At 51.7% G+C, this 14,833-nt stretch carries 19 protein-coding genes; all 19 read left to right on the forward strand.

Features of this window, described 5'->3' with window-relative positions; translation table 11 throughout:
- The first annotated feature begins 4 nt into the window (after positions 1–4).
- The 19 genes from J9260_RS06020 to J9260_RS06110 all read left to right on the forward strand — a co-directional run bounded on the left by J9260_RS06020 (position 5) and on the right by J9260_RS06110 (position 14,831).
- Positions 5–397, forward strand: a complete 393-nt coding sequence (locus J9260_RS06020; protein WP_210220117.1) for a hypothetical protein — start codon at positions 5–7, stop codon at positions 395–397.
- The gene (locus tag J9260_RS06025) at positions 397–1,179 is read left to right on the forward strand and encodes a DUF2786 domain-containing protein (protein WP_210220118.1); all 783 of its coding nucleotides are present in this window, start codon (positions 397–399) and stop codon (positions 1,177–1,179) included. Before J9260_RS06020 ends, J9260_RS06025 begins: the two co-directional genes overlap by 1 nt.
- A gap of 84 nt (positions 1,180–1,263) precedes the next feature.
- A complete protein-coding gene (locus tag J9260_RS06030; protein ID WP_210220119.1) occupies positions 1,264–1,617 on the forward strand; it encodes a hypothetical protein in 354 nt (117 codons plus the stop codon).
- Complete coding sequence (locus J9260_RS06035; RefSeq protein WP_210220120.1) at positions 1,614–1,859, forward strand: hypothetical protein; 246 nt, start codon at positions 1,614–1,616, stop codon at positions 1,857–1,859. Before J9260_RS06030 ends, J9260_RS06035 begins: the two co-directional genes overlap by 4 nt.
- On the forward strand, positions 1,852–2,139 hold the full coding sequence (locus J9260_RS06040) for a hypothetical protein (RefSeq protein ID WP_210220121.1): 288 nt from the start codon (positions 1,852–1,854) through the stop codon (positions 2,137–2,139). The genes J9260_RS06035 and J9260_RS06040 overlap by 8 nt, the downstream gene beginning before the upstream one ends.
- A gap of 325 nt (positions 2,140–2,464) precedes the next feature.
- Positions 2,465–3,592, forward strand: a complete 1,128-nt coding sequence (locus J9260_RS06045; protein WP_210220122.1) for a DUF6094 domain-containing protein — start codon at positions 2,465–2,467, stop codon at positions 3,590–3,592.
- Positions 3,593–3,682: 90 nt separating this feature from the next.
- A complete protein-coding gene (locus J9260_RS06050; RefSeq protein ID WP_210220123.1) occupies positions 3,683–4,030 on the forward strand; it encodes a hypothetical protein in 348 nt (115 codons plus the stop codon).
- 85 nt (positions 4,031–4,115) lie between these two features.
- Positions 4,116–4,481 carry a hypothetical protein gene (locus J9260_RS06055; RefSeq protein WP_210220124.1) on the forward strand — a complete coding sequence of 122 codons (366 nt, stop codon included), beginning with the start codon at positions 4,116–4,118 and terminating at the stop codon, positions 4,479–4,481.
- Positions 4,478–4,774: a hypothetical protein gene (locus tag J9260_RS06060; RefSeq protein WP_210220125.1), complete on the forward strand. Its 297-nt coding sequence runs from the start codon at positions 4,478–4,480 to the stop codon at positions 4,772–4,774. The genes J9260_RS06055 and J9260_RS06060 overlap by 4 nt, the downstream gene beginning before the upstream one ends.
- The gene (locus J9260_RS06065; RefSeq protein ID WP_210220126.1) at positions 4,771–5,187 is read left to right on the forward strand and encodes a hypothetical protein; all 417 of its coding nucleotides are present in this window, start codon (positions 4,771–4,773) and stop codon (positions 5,185–5,187) included. Before J9260_RS06060 ends, J9260_RS06065 begins: the two co-directional genes overlap by 4 nt.
- Before the next feature lie 96 nt (positions 5,188–5,283).
- Complete coding sequence (locus J9260_RS06070) at positions 5,284–7,578, forward strand: DEAD/DEAH box helicase (RefSeq protein WP_210220127.1); 2,295 nt, start codon at positions 5,284–5,286, stop codon at positions 7,576–7,578.
- Between the two features lie 232 nt (positions 7,579–7,810).
- The gene (gene traW / locus J9260_RS06075) at positions 7,811–8,503 is read left to right on the forward strand and encodes a type-F conjugative transfer system protein TraW (RefSeq protein ID WP_210220128.1); all 693 of its coding nucleotides are present in this window, start codon (positions 7,811–7,813) and stop codon (positions 8,501–8,503) included.
- Positions 8,500–9,552, forward strand: coding sequence for a conjugal transfer pilus assembly protein TraU (gene traU / locus J9260_RS06080; RefSeq protein WP_210220129.1), 1,053 nt, complete (start codon positions 8,500–8,502; stop codon positions 9,550–9,552). The genes traW and traU overlap by 4 nt, the downstream gene beginning before the upstream one ends.
- 1 nt (position 9,553) lies before the next feature.
- Positions 9,554–10,300, forward strand: coding sequence for a type-F conjugative transfer system pilin assembly protein TrbC (gene trbC, locus J9260_RS06085; RefSeq protein WP_210220130.1), 747 nt, complete (start codon positions 9,554–9,556; stop codon positions 10,298–10,300).
- Entirely contained in the window at positions 10,297–11,457 is a 1,161-nt protein-coding gene (locus J9260_RS06090; RefSeq protein ID WP_210220131.1) for a hypothetical protein, read from the forward strand. The genes trbC and J9260_RS06090 overlap by 4 nt, the downstream gene beginning before the upstream one ends.
- Positions 11,457–13,064 (forward strand): conjugal transfer protein TraN, encoded by a 1,608-nt coding sequence (locus tag J9260_RS06095; RefSeq protein ID WP_210220132.1) that lies wholly within the window; start codon positions 11,457–11,459, stop codon positions 13,062–13,064. Before J9260_RS06090 ends, J9260_RS06095 begins: the two co-directional genes overlap by 1 nt.
- A complete protein-coding gene (locus J9260_RS06100; protein ID WP_210220133.1) occupies positions 13,064–13,609 on the forward strand; it encodes a hypothetical protein in 546 nt (181 codons plus the stop codon). Before J9260_RS06095 ends, J9260_RS06100 begins: the two co-directional genes overlap by 1 nt.
- Positions 13,606–14,166, forward strand: coding sequence for a DsbA family protein (locus J9260_RS06105; protein WP_210220134.1), 561 nt, complete (start codon positions 13,606–13,608; stop codon positions 14,164–14,166). Before J9260_RS06100 ends, J9260_RS06105 begins: the two co-directional genes overlap by 4 nt.
- Positions 14,163–14,831 carry a lytic transglycosylase domain-containing protein gene (locus J9260_RS06110; RefSeq protein ID WP_210220135.1) on the forward strand — a complete coding sequence of 223 codons (669 nt, stop codon included), beginning with the start codon at positions 14,163–14,165 and terminating at the stop codon, positions 14,829–14,831. The genes J9260_RS06105 and J9260_RS06110 overlap by 4 nt, the downstream gene beginning before the upstream one ends.
- Positions 14,832–14,833 lie beyond the last annotated feature (2 nt).

The raw sequence follows: 14,833 nt of genomic DNA on the forward strand, positions 1-14,833 counted from the left end.
CACGATGGCTATTGAAACGCAAACACACACCTTCCGCTCTGTGGCTACCACGGTCAGTGGTGAATTCGCAGAAAATATGACGTATCCAGCGTCAGCACAGGTGACATTGATCAAAGCGCATTGGGATGAAGTTCGGTTATTGCTGGAATCTTTGCCCAGTTCGGTATTGACTATAGATATGATTCTTGACGGTCAAGATGATTTTTTTAGTGACGAAGGTGATGAGGTTGATCCCGCTTTACTGGAGGATTGTCCTCAATTCCACTGCTACCGATTTCATCGTTACGGTGAAATCAGTGCTTTTACGTTCACGTTCTACTTGGTACTGGTATCCAAATTCCACGAAACGTATGTCGAATACGAGCTGGTAATGGATTCAGAACAGGAGGGCGTGTGATGGAAAACGTGGATATGAACCGCATCTTAGACAAGATCAAGAAGTGCTTGGCACTAGCTGCATCGGATAACCCCGGTGAAGCGGAGGCCGCATTACGTCAGGCTAAGAAGCTCATGGACAAACACGGCATTACGGAAGCACAGGTCAAACTGGCGGAAGTGAAGTCGATGGAAAGCAAAGCACCGCCTGCCCGTGATCGGGCTGCTCGTCTTGCTAATACGATAGCTTTGGCATTTGCTTGTCGGTTGATCTTGCATCACCCCAGTAGGGGTGGTGCATTTGAGTTTATCGGCAAAGGCCATTACCCGGAGCTGGCACAATACACTTACGCGGTGTTGTGGAAACGTTTGGAGGTGGAAAGTGATGCTTTCCATGAACAGATGTTGTGCAGCCTGCTTGATCCTGATTGGGATGCCAGTGGTGCAACCATTGCAGCGCGTTTGGGTCGGGATATTTATGATGGCGAAGTGCAGTACACCCTGCGTCGGGCTAAAGCACTCAAGAAAGCGGCTAAAGAAGATGCACGTAAAGCCACGACCTCATTTTGTGAGGGCTGGTTATACCGCGTTAACGAAACCGTGCGTAATTTTGCAGGGCATGAGCCTGATCAGGACATTCAGGAATGGATTGATGTCAAATTTGGCAAGCTCAAAACCCATAAGCACCGCCAAAACCGTGATCTGGATGCCGATGGCGTTCAAGCCGGTATAGATGCGGGTTCCCGTGTGAGCCTGCATCACGGTGTTAAGGGTGATCCTGTCGCCCAGCATTTACTTAACTAACCTTTCACTTTAACCAACCCTGCCGGGAAGCATTTCCCGTCCGGGGGTGTTTCTCTCGGTATGACTTTATTGAGGAGAAATACGATGGATACATGGACTCGCTACTCTATTGAGCGACTGCTTGAATTGATGGCTAATCAGGGATTTCAGTACGAAAATCTACCCACCCAGCAACGCTTATACGGCGGTAGCGTCGGTGTGGCTTTGGTGATTTTGCTGCGGGAAGTTTTGCAGCAAGGTCTGGATGCGCCACTGTTTATGGATTTGGTCGATAAAAACCAAGTGATTAACGAAATCAGTGAACGCGATTTCAAGATACCTGTCGAGCAACCCGATGTGCTTGAAAACCTGTTTGCACGGCTGATAGACAAGGCATGGAAACAAGGTGCACCTTCGGATGATTTGCTAGAAGACGTTTTTGCGGAGGTATCCGCATGACTGATTTAACAGGGCATTATGTCGATGCTGTATTGGCGCGTTATCAATCCGATCTTAGTGTATTCAGGCAATATGCAGCGGTTTACACCGAAGTGTTTGAAGAATACCTAACTGATGAAACCGTCCGCATGACCGATGTGAATTTCATTACCCGGTGTGCAGAGCAAGACTACCGTGATGGTGCTTCCGGTGCTGCAGTGTTCCAAGATATTTATGATGAGTTGGAGGCTGCGCATGGCTAAGAAATCCGTCAATTTGGCGTTTGTACAGCAATACAACCTGTCGCTGATTCCGCTGAAAGGCCGGTGTGATCAGGATGTGTTTCGGGAATTTGAAAAAATCGCTCAACCCTGTATCGGTATCCCGTTACCTGAAGCTGAGTACCAGCATTTGCTAAAGGCAAAGTCTGATTATTTTCAGCAGGGGAATGGTGATGTGCTGGTATTGGTCAGTCATGGACAGCAATACGCGCTATTGCCATTGACACGAAGTGCAGCATTAAACGTGTTGTCACAACAGTGATTCATTAACGTTGGGCAAATCACACCTTCGGGTGTGGTGGCCTTTCCGGTCGGCAGGGATGCAATAGTATCCGTGTCCGGTGGAAAGGTTTCTATGTGTAGTGTTCCACCCTGAACACGCCCTTAGCTATTGGTCTTACGACTGGTAGCCAACCCTTAAAGCTATCTGTGCCACTGCTGATAGCGGCTTAACTTCGGTTAAGTTGGTGGCTACCCCGCAAGGGGACTTTACTGTTCTGTTTACTGTTTTTTTATTTTTAACCCCATTGGGAGATTCACTCCCGTGGGGGAGGTTTCTCCTGAAACTCACTTTTAGGAGAAACATCATGGCTAAAATTCTTGTATTCCCGCGCTTGGCGCAAAATTTCATTAAGAACGGCTATTACCCAACTGACGATGCCACCATTGCCCGTACTTTATCGGCACTGGAAGCAGCGGACGAAGGGCAGATGCGTATTCTTGACCCGTGTGCGGGTGAAGGAGTCGCATTGGCTGAATGCAAATACCACCTTGGTAAAGAGCGCACCGTCGCTTATGGCGTTGAATATGACCAAGAGCGTGCTTGGCACGCGAAAACCCTGTTGGATCACTGTTTACACGGTGATTTTAACGGGGTCATGACGACCTACGGTACGTTTGGTTTGCTTTGGCTCAATCCGCCTTACGGGGATATGGTCAAAGATCACGAAGGCAACGGCGCACACGGCTTGTTTAAAGAAAGCCGTGCCCGTTTGGAAAAACACTTTTACCAGCGTTCTCACGGCCTCTTGCAGGTCGGTGGGGTCATGGTGCTGATTTTGCCTACCACCAGTTATGACAAGCAATTGTCGAATTGGGTGGCTATGCACTTTCGGGATGTGAAAGTGTTCCGGGCAGCGACAAATCAGTTCAAGCAAACCGTGTTGTTCGGTGTGAAGCAAAAAGCCAATGGCAATGTCGATACCAGCCTGCGTCAGCACCTGATGGGTATTGGTGTCGGTGATATTGTCCCGGATGAGTTGCCAGAAACATGGACGGATACCCCGTACTATGTACCTGCGATTCAAGAAGGTCGTCGCCAGTTTAAATTTGCTGCGGCCAATATAGACGCTGCACAACTGCGACAGGAGATGGCTAATCACCAGTCAGTGCTGCAACAGCAGTTTACCGGGTTATTCCGGCAAGCTGAGGCGCAAGCCAACCGCCATCCGCTGCGTCAGATGACCCAATGGCATACGGCATTGGCATTGGCGGCGGGGCAAGTCGGTGGTGTGGTGCATTCTGAGGATGGGCGTGTCTATCTGATCAAGGGTAGTACCCACAAAGAGAAGCGCACTGAAACCCGCATCCATGAAAATATCGACGGATCACAAACCGAAGAGCGGATCGACACGGATGTGTTTGTGCCCGTGATTCGCGCATTGGACTTTACCCCCAACAGCCCTAGCTACGGCGATGTGCTGATGATTCGTTAATCCCCCTAAACCTTTAACCAACCCCAATGGGAGAACACCACTCCCTAGGGACGGTGTTCTCCCGATGTTTTCATTTGAGGAGAAATAGTGATGTGTGGCGACTATAGCGTTGGGCAAGTTATTACTGTTGATGGTTGTGACGGTGCTGTAGAGGCAATTGTCCTAGAAATATCGGCTAGTGGCGTATTTTACGATACGTTGCCAGTGAATGAGGTTTACTGGTCTGGTGCTGACCAAGCAGCAGCATTGTTGGATGGTTGGGCATTATTTCAAGTCGATGGCGGCAAGCTGGAGATTCAGCGTCATGATGAATCAAGTCGTTTTGACGATGATATTCAAGCCCGTGATTATGTAATGAATTCGGGTGATGGACGATGCCGCCGAGCCAAGGCTTATTTGCTCCTGTTCCCTAATGGTCGTGAGCCAATGATTCCGTAATTAACTATTTAATCAACCCTATCGGGAGAACACCACTCCCTAGGGGTAGCGTTTCTCCCGATGTTTTCACTTGAGGAGAAACCCCATGAAATCTCAATACCGTTTAGTCGTCGTTCAAGATGGCAACTTTAAACGCTTATTTGTCTTTTTAGGTGACACATTAGCCGGTGGTTTGCTGGATTACTCACCCGAAAAGCCGCTGTGGACAACAGAGGCTGTCGGCAAGTGTGATTTAAGTGGCACGGGCATGGTCGATGTTGCCAGAGCCGTCGTGGTCTTTGGGTCTTATGTGTTTCAGTGCAACCAAGACATCTTGGCGAACTGGGATGCTCATACACTGGTTGGGCGCGATGATTTCATCGTTGGCTACCTGGAAGACCTGTGGTTGATGTTGCCAGAAAGTGCGATTACCGAAAACCAGTCTTTTCTGGTGGAAGGCGGTGTGCAATGACGGCGATCATTCAAGTCACTACTTGCAAGGGTGTCCAGTACAGCCTGCAACCCGTTGCGATGGAGCTGCCGCTTCCGAGTGCTGATCCCCAAGATTTTTGGGATTTTTGGTTAGAGACTGTCGAGGATGCAAACTTTTCACGAGCAGAAAGCAACCGACTTCTGCAATTTTTGGTCAAGCATAAAACGGATGCCGTTACCGATGGGAGTGCGTATTACACGCTGACCCGTGCAGGGCTTGCCCGTTGTGACCCGTTTTACCGGGAAAAGCGTCAGCAAGGAGGTGTTGCATGAAACCTGAATCGTGCAATGCAGCACCCACCGCGCTGGATGAAACCCTTGTATTGATCGACCATGAATGGGCAGAACACCGCGAAAGCGGTTTGCGTGTCCGTAAGTTACGGTGTCAGACGGTGCTTAAGCAGCGTTATGACCAATGGTTGTTTGAAGTCACCAATGGTTTGTTTTCGGCGGTCTTTCTGTACGAAAAATGGCCTACTTATCATCAACCCATCAGGAAGGGTTTAGCCGTTTTTGGTGAACTGTTCCCGGTCGGCGATGCTCAAGTCGGGCATTGGTACGAAGTGAATGGGCTTGAAGGCATTCCCTTTATCGAGATCAGTAGCCTGTACCCGTTGCAGGGTCAATACGCTGGTCATTCATACGCATTGAACGTTGAGCAGTTGGGTGATTGCCTGACTTGCTAACGGTTCGTTTTACTCAACCTTTTATTGTTAACCCCCTTGGGAGAATCACTCCCGTGGGGGAGGTTTCTCCTGAAACTCACATTTAGGAGAAATACCATGACTGCTATCGCTAACACTCAAGCTGAACCTGCTGTTATTTCATTATCAGCGTTCGTTCAAGATTTCGGTAACGCTTTGCGTGATGCCGTAGACCAACAAAATCCGCCTGTCTTTCATGCGGAAGATACCTGTCCGATCCGCGATGCGGTGATGGATGGATTATTGCGTGCGCCATTCCCTGCACAGCGCGAAGCGGTGCAAGCCATTACTGCCTTATTGGTCGATCAAGGTGAAAAAGCCGGGATTATCAATGCAGAAATGGGCACGGGAAAAACCATGATGGCAATCTGTGCCGCTGCGGTGATGCAGGCTGAAGGCTTTCAACGCACTTTAGTCATTTGCCCACCGCACTTAGTTTACAAATGGCGGCGTGAGATCAAGGAAACTGTCCCCAATGCCCGTGTGTGGGTATTGAACGGTGCGGATACCTTGGCACGTTTGCTGCAATTGCGTGAGCTGGTGAAAACCGGCTGCAATGCCGATGCGCCAGAGTATTTCGTGATGGGACGGGTGCGCATGAGAATGGGTTATGAGTGGAAGCATTCGTTTTCCCACAAGCTTATCAGCGGTCGCAGCAGCGATACGGGTGAGTTTTATGCGCATAAGGTTTTGGCTTGCCCTAAATGCGGCACGGTTTACCGTGACGCGGAAGGCAATACTTACCGTTCTGCGAAGTTCTTGCCGGATCAACGTCTAGCTTGTAACCATACGCATGTGGATGAAGACGGTGCGGAGCATGTCTGCGGTGAACAACTGTGGACGCTGCTGCGTAAGGAATCCCTGAAAGACAAGCGCAAGCTGGTACTGGATGGGTTAAAGCAACTCCCAACCATTGGTGACAAGACGGCAGAACGCCTGATTTCCGCGTTTGGTGAGGATATGCTGGGTAATATGTTGTCCGATAATATCCACGAGTTCACCAACTTGATGGATGACAGCGGCAATATGGTATTCAGTGACCGCCAAGCCGAACGTATGGAACGCAGCCTTGCTAAGATGGAGTTTTCCTTGGGGCAAGGCGGCTACCAGCCAACGGAATTCATCAAACGGCATTTACCGGATGGTTACTTCGGCACCTTGGTAGTCGATGAGTGTCATGAATATAAGAACGGTGATTCTGCCCAAGGCCAAGCCTTTGGGGTACTTGCAGCGAAAGCCCGTAAGGTGCTGTTGCTGACGGGAACCCTAATGGGTGGCTATGCCGATGATCTGTTTCACCTGTTATGGCGTGCTAACCCGCGTCGGATGATTGAGGACGGGTACAAATACCGCAACCGCTCGTTGGGTGGTGCGGTGATGGGTTTCATGCGGGATCATGGCATTCTCAAGGACGTGTTTAAAACCACGTCTGGCGGTAGCCACAAAACCTCGCGTGGTGATAAAAGCTCACAACGTACTTCCAAAGCTCCGGGTTTCGGCCCGACTGGCATTTGCCGTTTTATCCTGCCTTATACCGTGTTTTTGAAACTCAAAGACATCGGGCAAGACGTGTTGCCACCTTACCGTGAGCATTACGTTGAGGTGGACATGGACGGTGAACAGCGTGATGCGTATGACACCTTGTCAACTGACCTGACCGCAGTCATGCGTAAAGCGTTAGCCAAGGGTGACACCACCTTGTTAGGGGTGGTGTTGAATGCGTTATTGCGCTGGCCGGAAACTTGCTTTCGTGCTGAGTCAGTGCGCCATCCCCGTACCCGCGAGGTGCTGGCAAGCGCACCGCAACAGTACACGGACAGTGAGCTGACTCCCAAAGAGCAACGTCTGATTGACCTGTGCAAAGCAGAAAAAGCCAACGGTCGTCGGGTACTGATTTACACCAGCTACACCGGCAAACAAGACACCGCGCACCGCCTCAAAACGTTATTAAGTGCGGCAGGTCTGAAAACCGATGTATTGCGCTCCAGTGTCTCCACTGAACAGCGTGAGGATTGGATTTTGGATCGTGTTGACCGTGGCATTGATGTATTGGTGTGTAACCCGGAACTGGTAAAAACGGGACTGGATTTACTGGAATTTCCGGTAATCGCGTTCATGCAAACCGGTTACTCGGTTTACACCCTGCAACAGGCTGCACGCCGCTCTTGGCGGATCGGGCAGAAGCTGGACGTTGATGTTTACTTCTTGGGTTATGCTAATACCGCGCAAACCGCGTGTTTGGCGTTAATGGCGGAAAAAATCGCTGTTAGCCAAAGCACGTCCGGTGATATGCCGGATACCGGTTTGGATGTGCTAAACCCCAATGGTGATTCCGTGGAGGTAGCACTCGCCAAGCGAATGCTGGCAAAGTAACTTTTTTACCTTCACCTTAACCCTGAACCCCGCCGTGTGCGGGGTTTTTTTTGTTCATTTTTCGTTAATTTTCATAAATCCACGCATTTAGATTCATAAATAAAAACTATTGTCAAGAGAGTGACGTTTGAGTGCGACAGGGGGGGGTGACGGCACTCCATTGCCTTGTTGTTGACACCCTTGAAATAATTTAGCCAACGTTTAATACGCATTTAAAGGCTAACAATAGATCATGCACAGCAAGGGGACACCAACGGGCTTACAGCACCTGACAACACTGAGTGTGCTGTTGGGTATCGCTGTGTGCGTGCATTCCCCAGCACTAGCCAGTGCAGCCGCATTGGGCAAAACCTACCCGATTGCTGAACGTGATTTTTTGGAGGTGATCCACGAACGGCTGCAAGCCAAGCAAGCGGCTGGCGAAATCGACGCGATGCAGCAGGCGATGCGTGCCACTGCGCTAAACACCATCGAAAACCCCACCCCGATTCCCGGCATTAGCAGTGCCACGCAAGCACAAACCCATTATTACGACCCCAGCGTGGTTGCCGAGAAGGCTATCCACGATGCCAGTGGCAAGGTGGTGGTAGCAGCCGGTACGCGGGTCAATCCCTTGGAATATTTAGGGTTGAGTAAAGTGTTGCTGTTTATTGACGGCAGTGACACGCAGCAACTGGCCTATGCCGACGACTATTACCAAACCAGCAACAAGCCGGTGAAAGTGATTTTAGTGGGCGGGTCGTACATGCAGGTCATGCGTCAATGGAAGCGTCCGGTGTATTTCGACCAAGGCGGTTATTTGACCCAGCGTTTAGCGATCAAACACGTACCGACGCTGGTGTATCAGGACAAGCCCACGGATAGCGTGTTGCGCATTGATAGCATTGCGTTGCCGCACGCGCCTACTGAGGGTGCAACCCCATGACACGCCGCAACTCCCCACCGTTACCCATCACTCATGCCGTATCGCTGACCTTGCTGGTGGTTGTCCTGCTGCTGTCGCCCTTACCCTCCCATGCGGTGGAGCCGACCTGCGAGGGTAAGTTTGCCAACCCGATCACGGACATTTGTTGGTCGTGCATTTTCCCGCTGACATTGGGCGGGGCAAAGTTAATGAGCATGGGGCAAGAGGATACCGCCAATCCGGGCGGGGTACTGTGTACCTGTACCGGGAATGGCATTCCCAAGATCGGCATTAAGGTGGGTTTTTGGGAGCCAGTGCGCCAAGTCGACATTGTGCGCAAACCGTTTTGCCTTGCCTCTTTGGGTGGTATCGACCTTGATCCGGGGTTTGATGCGCCGGAAGCGGGGCGTGATGATCCTGAAGACGGCGCACCACCGGCCTCGTTTTACCAAGCGCACTGGTACGTCAACCCGATTTTGTATTGGTTGGAAGTGTTGCTGGATAACGCCTGCCTCGAAAAATCCCCGTTTGATATTGCGTACCTGACCGAGCTTGACCCGCTATGGATTGACGATGAGCTGACTTACATCATCAACCCTGATGTGTCCTTGTTTGCCAACCTACCAGCGCAAGCGGCGTGTGCGGCGGATTGCGTGCAAGCCTCCGCCGGGTTTGCACGCCCTGAATTGTTTTGGTGTGGCGGTTGCCAAGGCACGGCGTATCCGCTGAACGGGCATGTGCAACACCATATCGGCGGGGTGCAAGCCTCCAGCCTCCTGATGCAACGCCTCACCGCCAAAATGCACCGCCAAGGGCTGATCTGGTCTGCCAGTGGCGGTGACGGCTTGTGCGGGTACTACCCGCGTTTGCAGATGGATAAATCCAACTACAAGTACCAGATGTTATTCCCGGTTCCGCAAACCCAAAAGATTGCCGGACGCTGCTGCCAACCCTATGGGCGTACCACGACCATTTGGGGTGCAGGCAAGGAGTTCCCGTACAAAGGCGAAGACTTCTCGTACATGGTCTTCCGCAAACGTAACTGCTGTCAGGGTGCTATTGGGTTTTAACATGAAACAATCCCACTACCTCACCAGCGTGATCAACGTGTTATTCGGGCTTTGCATGAGCCTGACGGCGACTGCCCAGCCTACCGATGCCATGCCCACGGCGGCACAAGTCGCTGCGCAACAGCAACGCCAAGCCGACACCACACTGCCTAATGAGGCTGCGGTAGCGGCGGCTGCGGATAAAGTGGCGACCGTGCTGGCTGCACCGGGGCTGCAAGCCGACAAGGTGGCGGGTCATCAACCGCGCCTAAACGCTATTCCGATGCCGCCGCACGTAGACGGTGCATTAGCGGAGTTGTTTGCGCAAGCGGAGCGTCCGTTGCTTCCGGCGTTACGCAGCGATGGTGAGCTGCTGATCATGGTGTCGTTTTCGATGCCCAAAGACACCCTGAAAAACCTAGCCCTGCAAGCCGACAAAGCCGGTGCGGTGTTGGTACTGCGCGGGATGGTGGATGATTCGTTAACAGCCACTACCAAAGCGATCCGCGAGGTTTTGGGTGAGGATGCCGGTGACAGCACCTTTCAGGTCGATCCGAATGTATACAAAGCGTATGCGGTGCAGGATGTACCCACCTTCGTACTGGCAAAGCAACCACCCCAAGCTGAACAGGCGTGTGAACTGGGCAAGGATTACGTGGCGGTACGCGGTGATGTCTCCTTGACCTACGCCTTGCGTGAATTAGCCAAACAACCGCACTGGGATACCGCCGCCCAACGTTACCTTGCTGCCTTGGGGGTGAAACCGTGAGGTGTGTAACGTGGTTGGCAGGCTTGGGCGTGTTGTGGCTTATCGCCAGCAGTGGCGTACAAGCGGATACCGCTACCGCATTCCAGCAAGGCAGTGATACCGCTGCCAGTGGTGCAGCCGCCGCCAGTGCAGTGAATGCCACCAATGCCACTGGCAATGTGCCGGGTTACAACACCGCTCCAACCGAGGCGGGTTTATGGCGTGACGGCAAAGTTAATTTGTCCGGGGACGGTTTAGGCAAGCAAGCCGGGTGTACCACTGCCAGTACCAGCGGCTTTAATGGCAAAGAGTGTGATGCCATTAACTTTTTGGGCAGTGGCAGACCGGAGTACCCATTAACCCGTACCGATGCCTTATTCAACTTATCCAACGGCATTACCAAGAATAATCGTGATGCCGTTTCCGGTATGAACGGTGGTTCTGGAACAGGTGGATGCACGACGGTTGAAGTCAAAGACCCCGATTTACAAAGTACCGAACACTGCGAGGAATTTTTAGAACCCGTGGATAAGCGTTGCCCCATTGGGCGCGTGGTCACGGTGGATCGTGATGCCAATTATCAGTGTGAAAAGTCAGTAAGTTCTTACGAGAGCCTCAAGTGCCGCCGGGGGTTTTCCGTCAATGTTGGAACAGTCATTAAACCCGAATCGTTTGATGTTAATCGTGGTTCGGAAGTGCCGGGGTGGTCAGCAAGTACATTCACCATGAATTTTACGGTTAAGGGTACGCCTGACAGTTTTAAAATTGAGCGTTATCAAGTGGATAATTATGGGCAAGTTTGGATAAACGGCACAAAAGTCTATGAAAATGTTCTGCCGGGTTATTCTGATATGCGCTGGGGTTCTGTTGGTTATGAGTATGTGGAGGGATGGGGTGATTGGGGTGGGTACTCCCGGATGGTTTATAAAAACAGCGGTGGTGTCACGCTGGGTGACTTTTATGACGATGGTTGCAATTGGGGTTGCCGGGGTGCAGCGCCTAACTTGGATATTACTCGGTATATTAGGCAGGGTAATAACGAAGTTGTTTTGGTCTGTGCGAATGCAAATGGTATCGGCCCCTGCGCTATCAAGATAACAGGCTCGGCGCGTGAATTAGTGGTTCTGGGTTCCTTGGTTGATAACCAATGTTCTGCGTTGGAAAACAGGGCTAAGTAATGATCATTAAAATAACTCGTGTAGCCATAACAGCACTCTTTCTTTTCTTGGCATCGTTTCAGATACAAGCCGGTGATTGCAAAAAAATCGGGTCTGTTTGTGTGGATAGCTCGCCAACCAAGACCATTTCCGGCTTGGTCGTTGATGCTTCTCTTGTCGGTGGGTGCTGGGAATATGAAGATACGTATTCCTGCATAAAACCAATGGCAGTAGATTACTGCAATGCCTTGGTGACTCACGGTTGCAATGAAACATCCAGTCGGTGTGTCGAAACCGATTTTAACGGTGCGTGTATGCGCTACCAAAAAACCTACCGTTGTGCTGACCCGATTGCCCCGAAGCCCACTAACACGGTAGTGCTGGATGATTCGCACACGATTACCGAAGACAAACTGGATGAAAGCCAATGCAAAACCAACAAGGACAACAGCGCTTGCACCCTTGCCGAGCATCAGTGCGTAGAACCGGGTGAAACCCGCACCATCAACGGCTTGGCAGTCACCAAGGATTGTTGGGCGTGGGAAGACACCTACACCTGTTTAGGCAATCGCCTGAATACCTGCGAGGATTTGGAAGCCAAGGGGTGTACCAAACAATCCTCTGATACCTGCCTTGACCGCTTACCCAATGGTACTTGCCAAGTGTGGGATGTGGCGTACTTGTGCAAAACACCCGGTGCTACCCATACCCGCGAAGACTGTTCCAACAAGAGCTTTTGCCTCGAAGGTAAATGCTTCGATTCCGGGAGTCCGCCCGATACGGACTTTGCCAAAGCCATCACCATGATGGAGGCGGCGCGTGAAGCCGGAACGTATATGACCGATGATTTACAGATATTCAAAGGCACGGATGAGCGTTGCTCCATTAAGTTGTCCGGTTTAAAGAATTGCTGTAAGTCAAAAGGTGGTGCGCAAACAAACCAATCAATGATGCTGGCGATGTCGGCTGGTAAAGCCCTGTTGGATTACAGCTTCCAAAAGGGCAGTAATTACATGTACGACTTCATGTTTTCCAAGGGCAATAACTGGATGACGGAACGTGCAGTCAATGCGTGGTCATCCGGTGCATGGAACCCTAATCCTTCCACTTCCATGAGTTTTTACGGTTTGACCGTGAGCTACACCAGTGGCGCGGGTTTCGCGTTTTCGTTTGATCCGTATTCCTTCGCCTTGCAGGTGGGGCTGTACCTGCTGATGCAGCTTTTATCCTGTACCGAAGACGAAGCCTACCTGCAAATGAAGCGCGGTTCTAACTTGTGCCATTACGTCGGGAATTACTGCGACAAGAAAATTCTAGGGTATTGCTACGTCAAAAAAGAGTCGTACTGCTGCTTCAACTCCCGATTAGCACGCATCATCAATGAACAAGGCCGCCCACAGATCGGTAAAGGTTGGGGCAGTGGCAATAGCCCGAACTGTTCCGGGTTTACTACCGAGGAACTCGAAAAGCTGGATTTCGGGGCAATGGACTTATCGGAGTTTATCAGCGAGATCATGGCGAATGCACAGATACCCAATGCCTCCACGGTGAACAGTTTGGTGCAAAAGCAAAGCGGTATCGTGGGCGATAAAGTGAATCAGTATTACCAAAATGGGGCAGGACGATAATGACCTCAAACAAACGCATGACGACGCTACGCAAACGTGTTTATTTCCTCCTAGCGGTTGTGGGCTGCGTGTTTCTGGTGGGTACATGGGCAAACGGTGATAGCCCTCCTGTCACCCAAGCTGCACCAGAACGCGCAACGCCCACCTTTTTTATGGCGGCGGTCATCAACGGTGAAGACAAGTCCGAAGGTTTAGCCCCGCTGGAGATGGAAACCCGTTGGCAGGCACAAACCCTGTCGGATGACCCGCTACGTATCCGCGCAACCTTGATCACCCGCTACAAAACCGAGGATAACGAAGGGCGTTTGTGTGCGCGGGTCAAGGTCGGTATCGGGCAAGACCGTGTACCACTCAAGGGACGTATTTACCAAGATTGCAACGGTGCAGCAGCAGCGCGGGCGTGTAAGCCGTTCTTTGTGTGGTCAGAACTGGATATGTGCGATGACGAAATGCCGCCAACCGCCAACTACACCAAATACAAAGCCGCATCAGAAGACAAAAACTGGAAGCCACCCGTCACCGAAATCAAGGAGCCACAACCATGATGACACGACGCAACTTCCTGATTGGCGCAACCACTGGGTTCTTTCTGGCAAACCTTCCCCGTGTGGGGATGGCAAACGGGACAGGTACAGGCGGACAACGCTCGTTTATTGAGGTGTTCTCTTTCGCCTGTCCCCACTGCTACAAGCTCTCGTTACAACTGGGTATCTGGTTGCCGCTGCACCCGCAGGTGAAGCATTACGCGGTGCATATTGTGTCCTCCCCCGATGACCTGAAACTAGCCGCTGCCGGGTATGCCGCTGCGGTGCTGGGCAAAGGTGAGGCATACCGGGCCGCTTTCTTCAAAGCCATTTACGAAGGCAACCAAGCACCGGATGAACGCACGATGGTCACGGTAGCGGAATCGCTGGGATTCAAGGCCGCCGCCTTTGTCGACACCATGAAAGGCTCCGACACCGCTGAATTACTGGCGCGTTCGGAAACCCTTACCCAGCAATTCGCTATCACTGCGACACCCACCCTGATTATTGACAGCCAACGGGTACGCCAACCGGACAAAGACCCGTTGGACATCCTGCAAGAGGAGTTCGGGGCATGATCCAAAGCATGAAGCGTCCGCTCTTACACCTTGCTGGGTTGTTGTTGATCAGCGCCGGATTGTTACCGGCTAAGGCACTGGCACGGGTAGTCAGTGATGAAGCCTATAACGGCGTTGCACCGTGCTGGCAAGACGCAGCCCAGCGTTACGGTGTGCCGGTGTCTTTGCTCAAGGCGGTGGCACAGGTGGAATCCAGCAACCGCGCACGGGTGGTGGCACGTAATACCAACGGGTCACTCGACATCGGTTACATGCAGATTAACGACTGGTGGCTACCGCACTTACAACGCTATGGGATTACCAAAACCACTTTGCTGGATGATGCCTGCATCAACCTCAATGTGGGTGCGTGGATACTCAAACAAGGCATTGACCGCTACGGCTACAACGCCCAAGGCATTGGTGCGTATGGTGCTGGCACAGACCCTAAAAAATCTCAGGTGAGGACAACGTATGCAAACAAGGTATTCCGTGCGCTGGCACAACAGCAAGGCAAGCCGGTTGACGGGGATGGTGGCGGTACTGTTGGGGGTACTGCTGTTGAGCGGGTGCAAGTTGCCCCAGCCAAAGGCGGCGACGTTCAGTCACCCCACCGCCGCCAACAGCGTGCCGTCATCACCAACAGCCCCACCACTGAACAGCTCGTTTGGAGCGTCTTCGACTGAGT

It is taken from the genome of Thiothrix unzii (assembly GCF_017901175.1).
In the GTDB taxonomy this organism is placed as follows: Bacteria; Pseudomonadota; Gammaproteobacteria; order Thiotrichales; family Thiotrichaceae; genus Thiothrix; species Thiothrix unzii.

Bases quoted from the DNA above. Each gene is read 5' to 3' on its own strand.
- J9260_RS06040 (WP_210220121.1), top strand. From the start codon at position 1,852: ATGGCTAAGAAATCCGTCAATTTGGCGTTTGTACAGCAATACAACCTG.
- J9260_RS06110 (WP_210220135.1), top strand. From the start codon at position 14,163: ATGATCCAAAGCATGAAGCGTCCGCTCTTACACCTTGCTGGGTTGTTG.
- J9260_RS06105 (WP_210220134.1), top strand. From the start codon at position 13,606: ATGATGACACGACGCAACTTCCTGATTGGCGCAACCACTGGGTTCTTT.
- J9260_RS06035 (WP_210220120.1), top strand. From the start codon at position 1,614: ATGACTGATTTAACAGGGCATTATGTCGATGCTGTATTGGCGCGTTAT.
- J9260_RS06055 (WP_210220124.1), top strand. From the start codon at position 4,116: ATGAAATCTCAATACCGTTTAGTCGTCGTTCAAGATGGCAACTTTAAA.
- J9260_RS06030 (WP_210220119.1), top strand. From the start codon at position 1,264: ATGGATACATGGACTCGCTACTCTATTGAGCGACTGCTTGAATTGATG.
- J9260_RS06050 (WP_210220123.1), top strand. From the start codon at position 3,683: ATGTGTGGCGACTATAGCGTTGGGCAAGTTATTACTGTTGATGGTTGT.
- J9260_RS06065 (WP_210220126.1), top strand. From the start codon at position 4,771: ATGAAACCTGAATCGTGCAATGCAGCACCCACCGCGCTGGATGAAACC.
- J9260_RS06025 (WP_210220118.1), top strand. From the start codon at position 397: ATGGAAAACGTGGATATGAACCGCATCTTAGACAAGATCAAGAAGTGC.
- trbC (WP_210220130.1), top strand. From the start codon at position 9,554: ATGAAACAATCCCACTACCTCACCAGCGTGATCAACGTGTTATTCGGG.
- J9260_RS06045 (WP_210220122.1), top strand. From the start codon at position 2,465: ATGGCTAAAATTCTTGTATTCCCGCGCTTGGCGCAAAATTTCATTAAG.
- J9260_RS06070 (WP_210220127.1), top strand. From the start codon at position 5,284: ATGACTGCTATCGCTAACACTCAAGCTGAACCTGCTGTTATTTCATTA.
- traU (WP_210220129.1), top strand. From the start codon at position 8,500: ATGACACGCCGCAACTCCCCACCGTTACCCATCACTCATGCCGTATCG.
- J9260_RS06100 (WP_210220133.1), top strand. From the start codon at position 13,064: ATGACCTCAAACAAACGCATGACGACGCTACGCAAACGTGTTTATTTC.
- J9260_RS06095 (WP_210220132.1), top strand. From the start codon at position 11,457: ATGATCATTAAAATAACTCGTGTAGCCATAACAGCACTCTTTCTTTTC.
- J9260_RS06060 (WP_210220125.1), top strand. From the start codon at position 4,478: ATGACGGCGATCATTCAAGTCACTACTTGCAAGGGTGTCCAGTACAGC.
- J9260_RS06020 (WP_210220117.1), top strand. From the start codon at position 5: ATGGCTATTGAAACGCAAACACACACCTTCCGCTCTGTGGCTACCACG.
- traW (WP_210220128.1), top strand. From the start codon at position 7,811: ATGCACAGCAAGGGGACACCAACGGGCTTACAGCACCTGACAACACTG.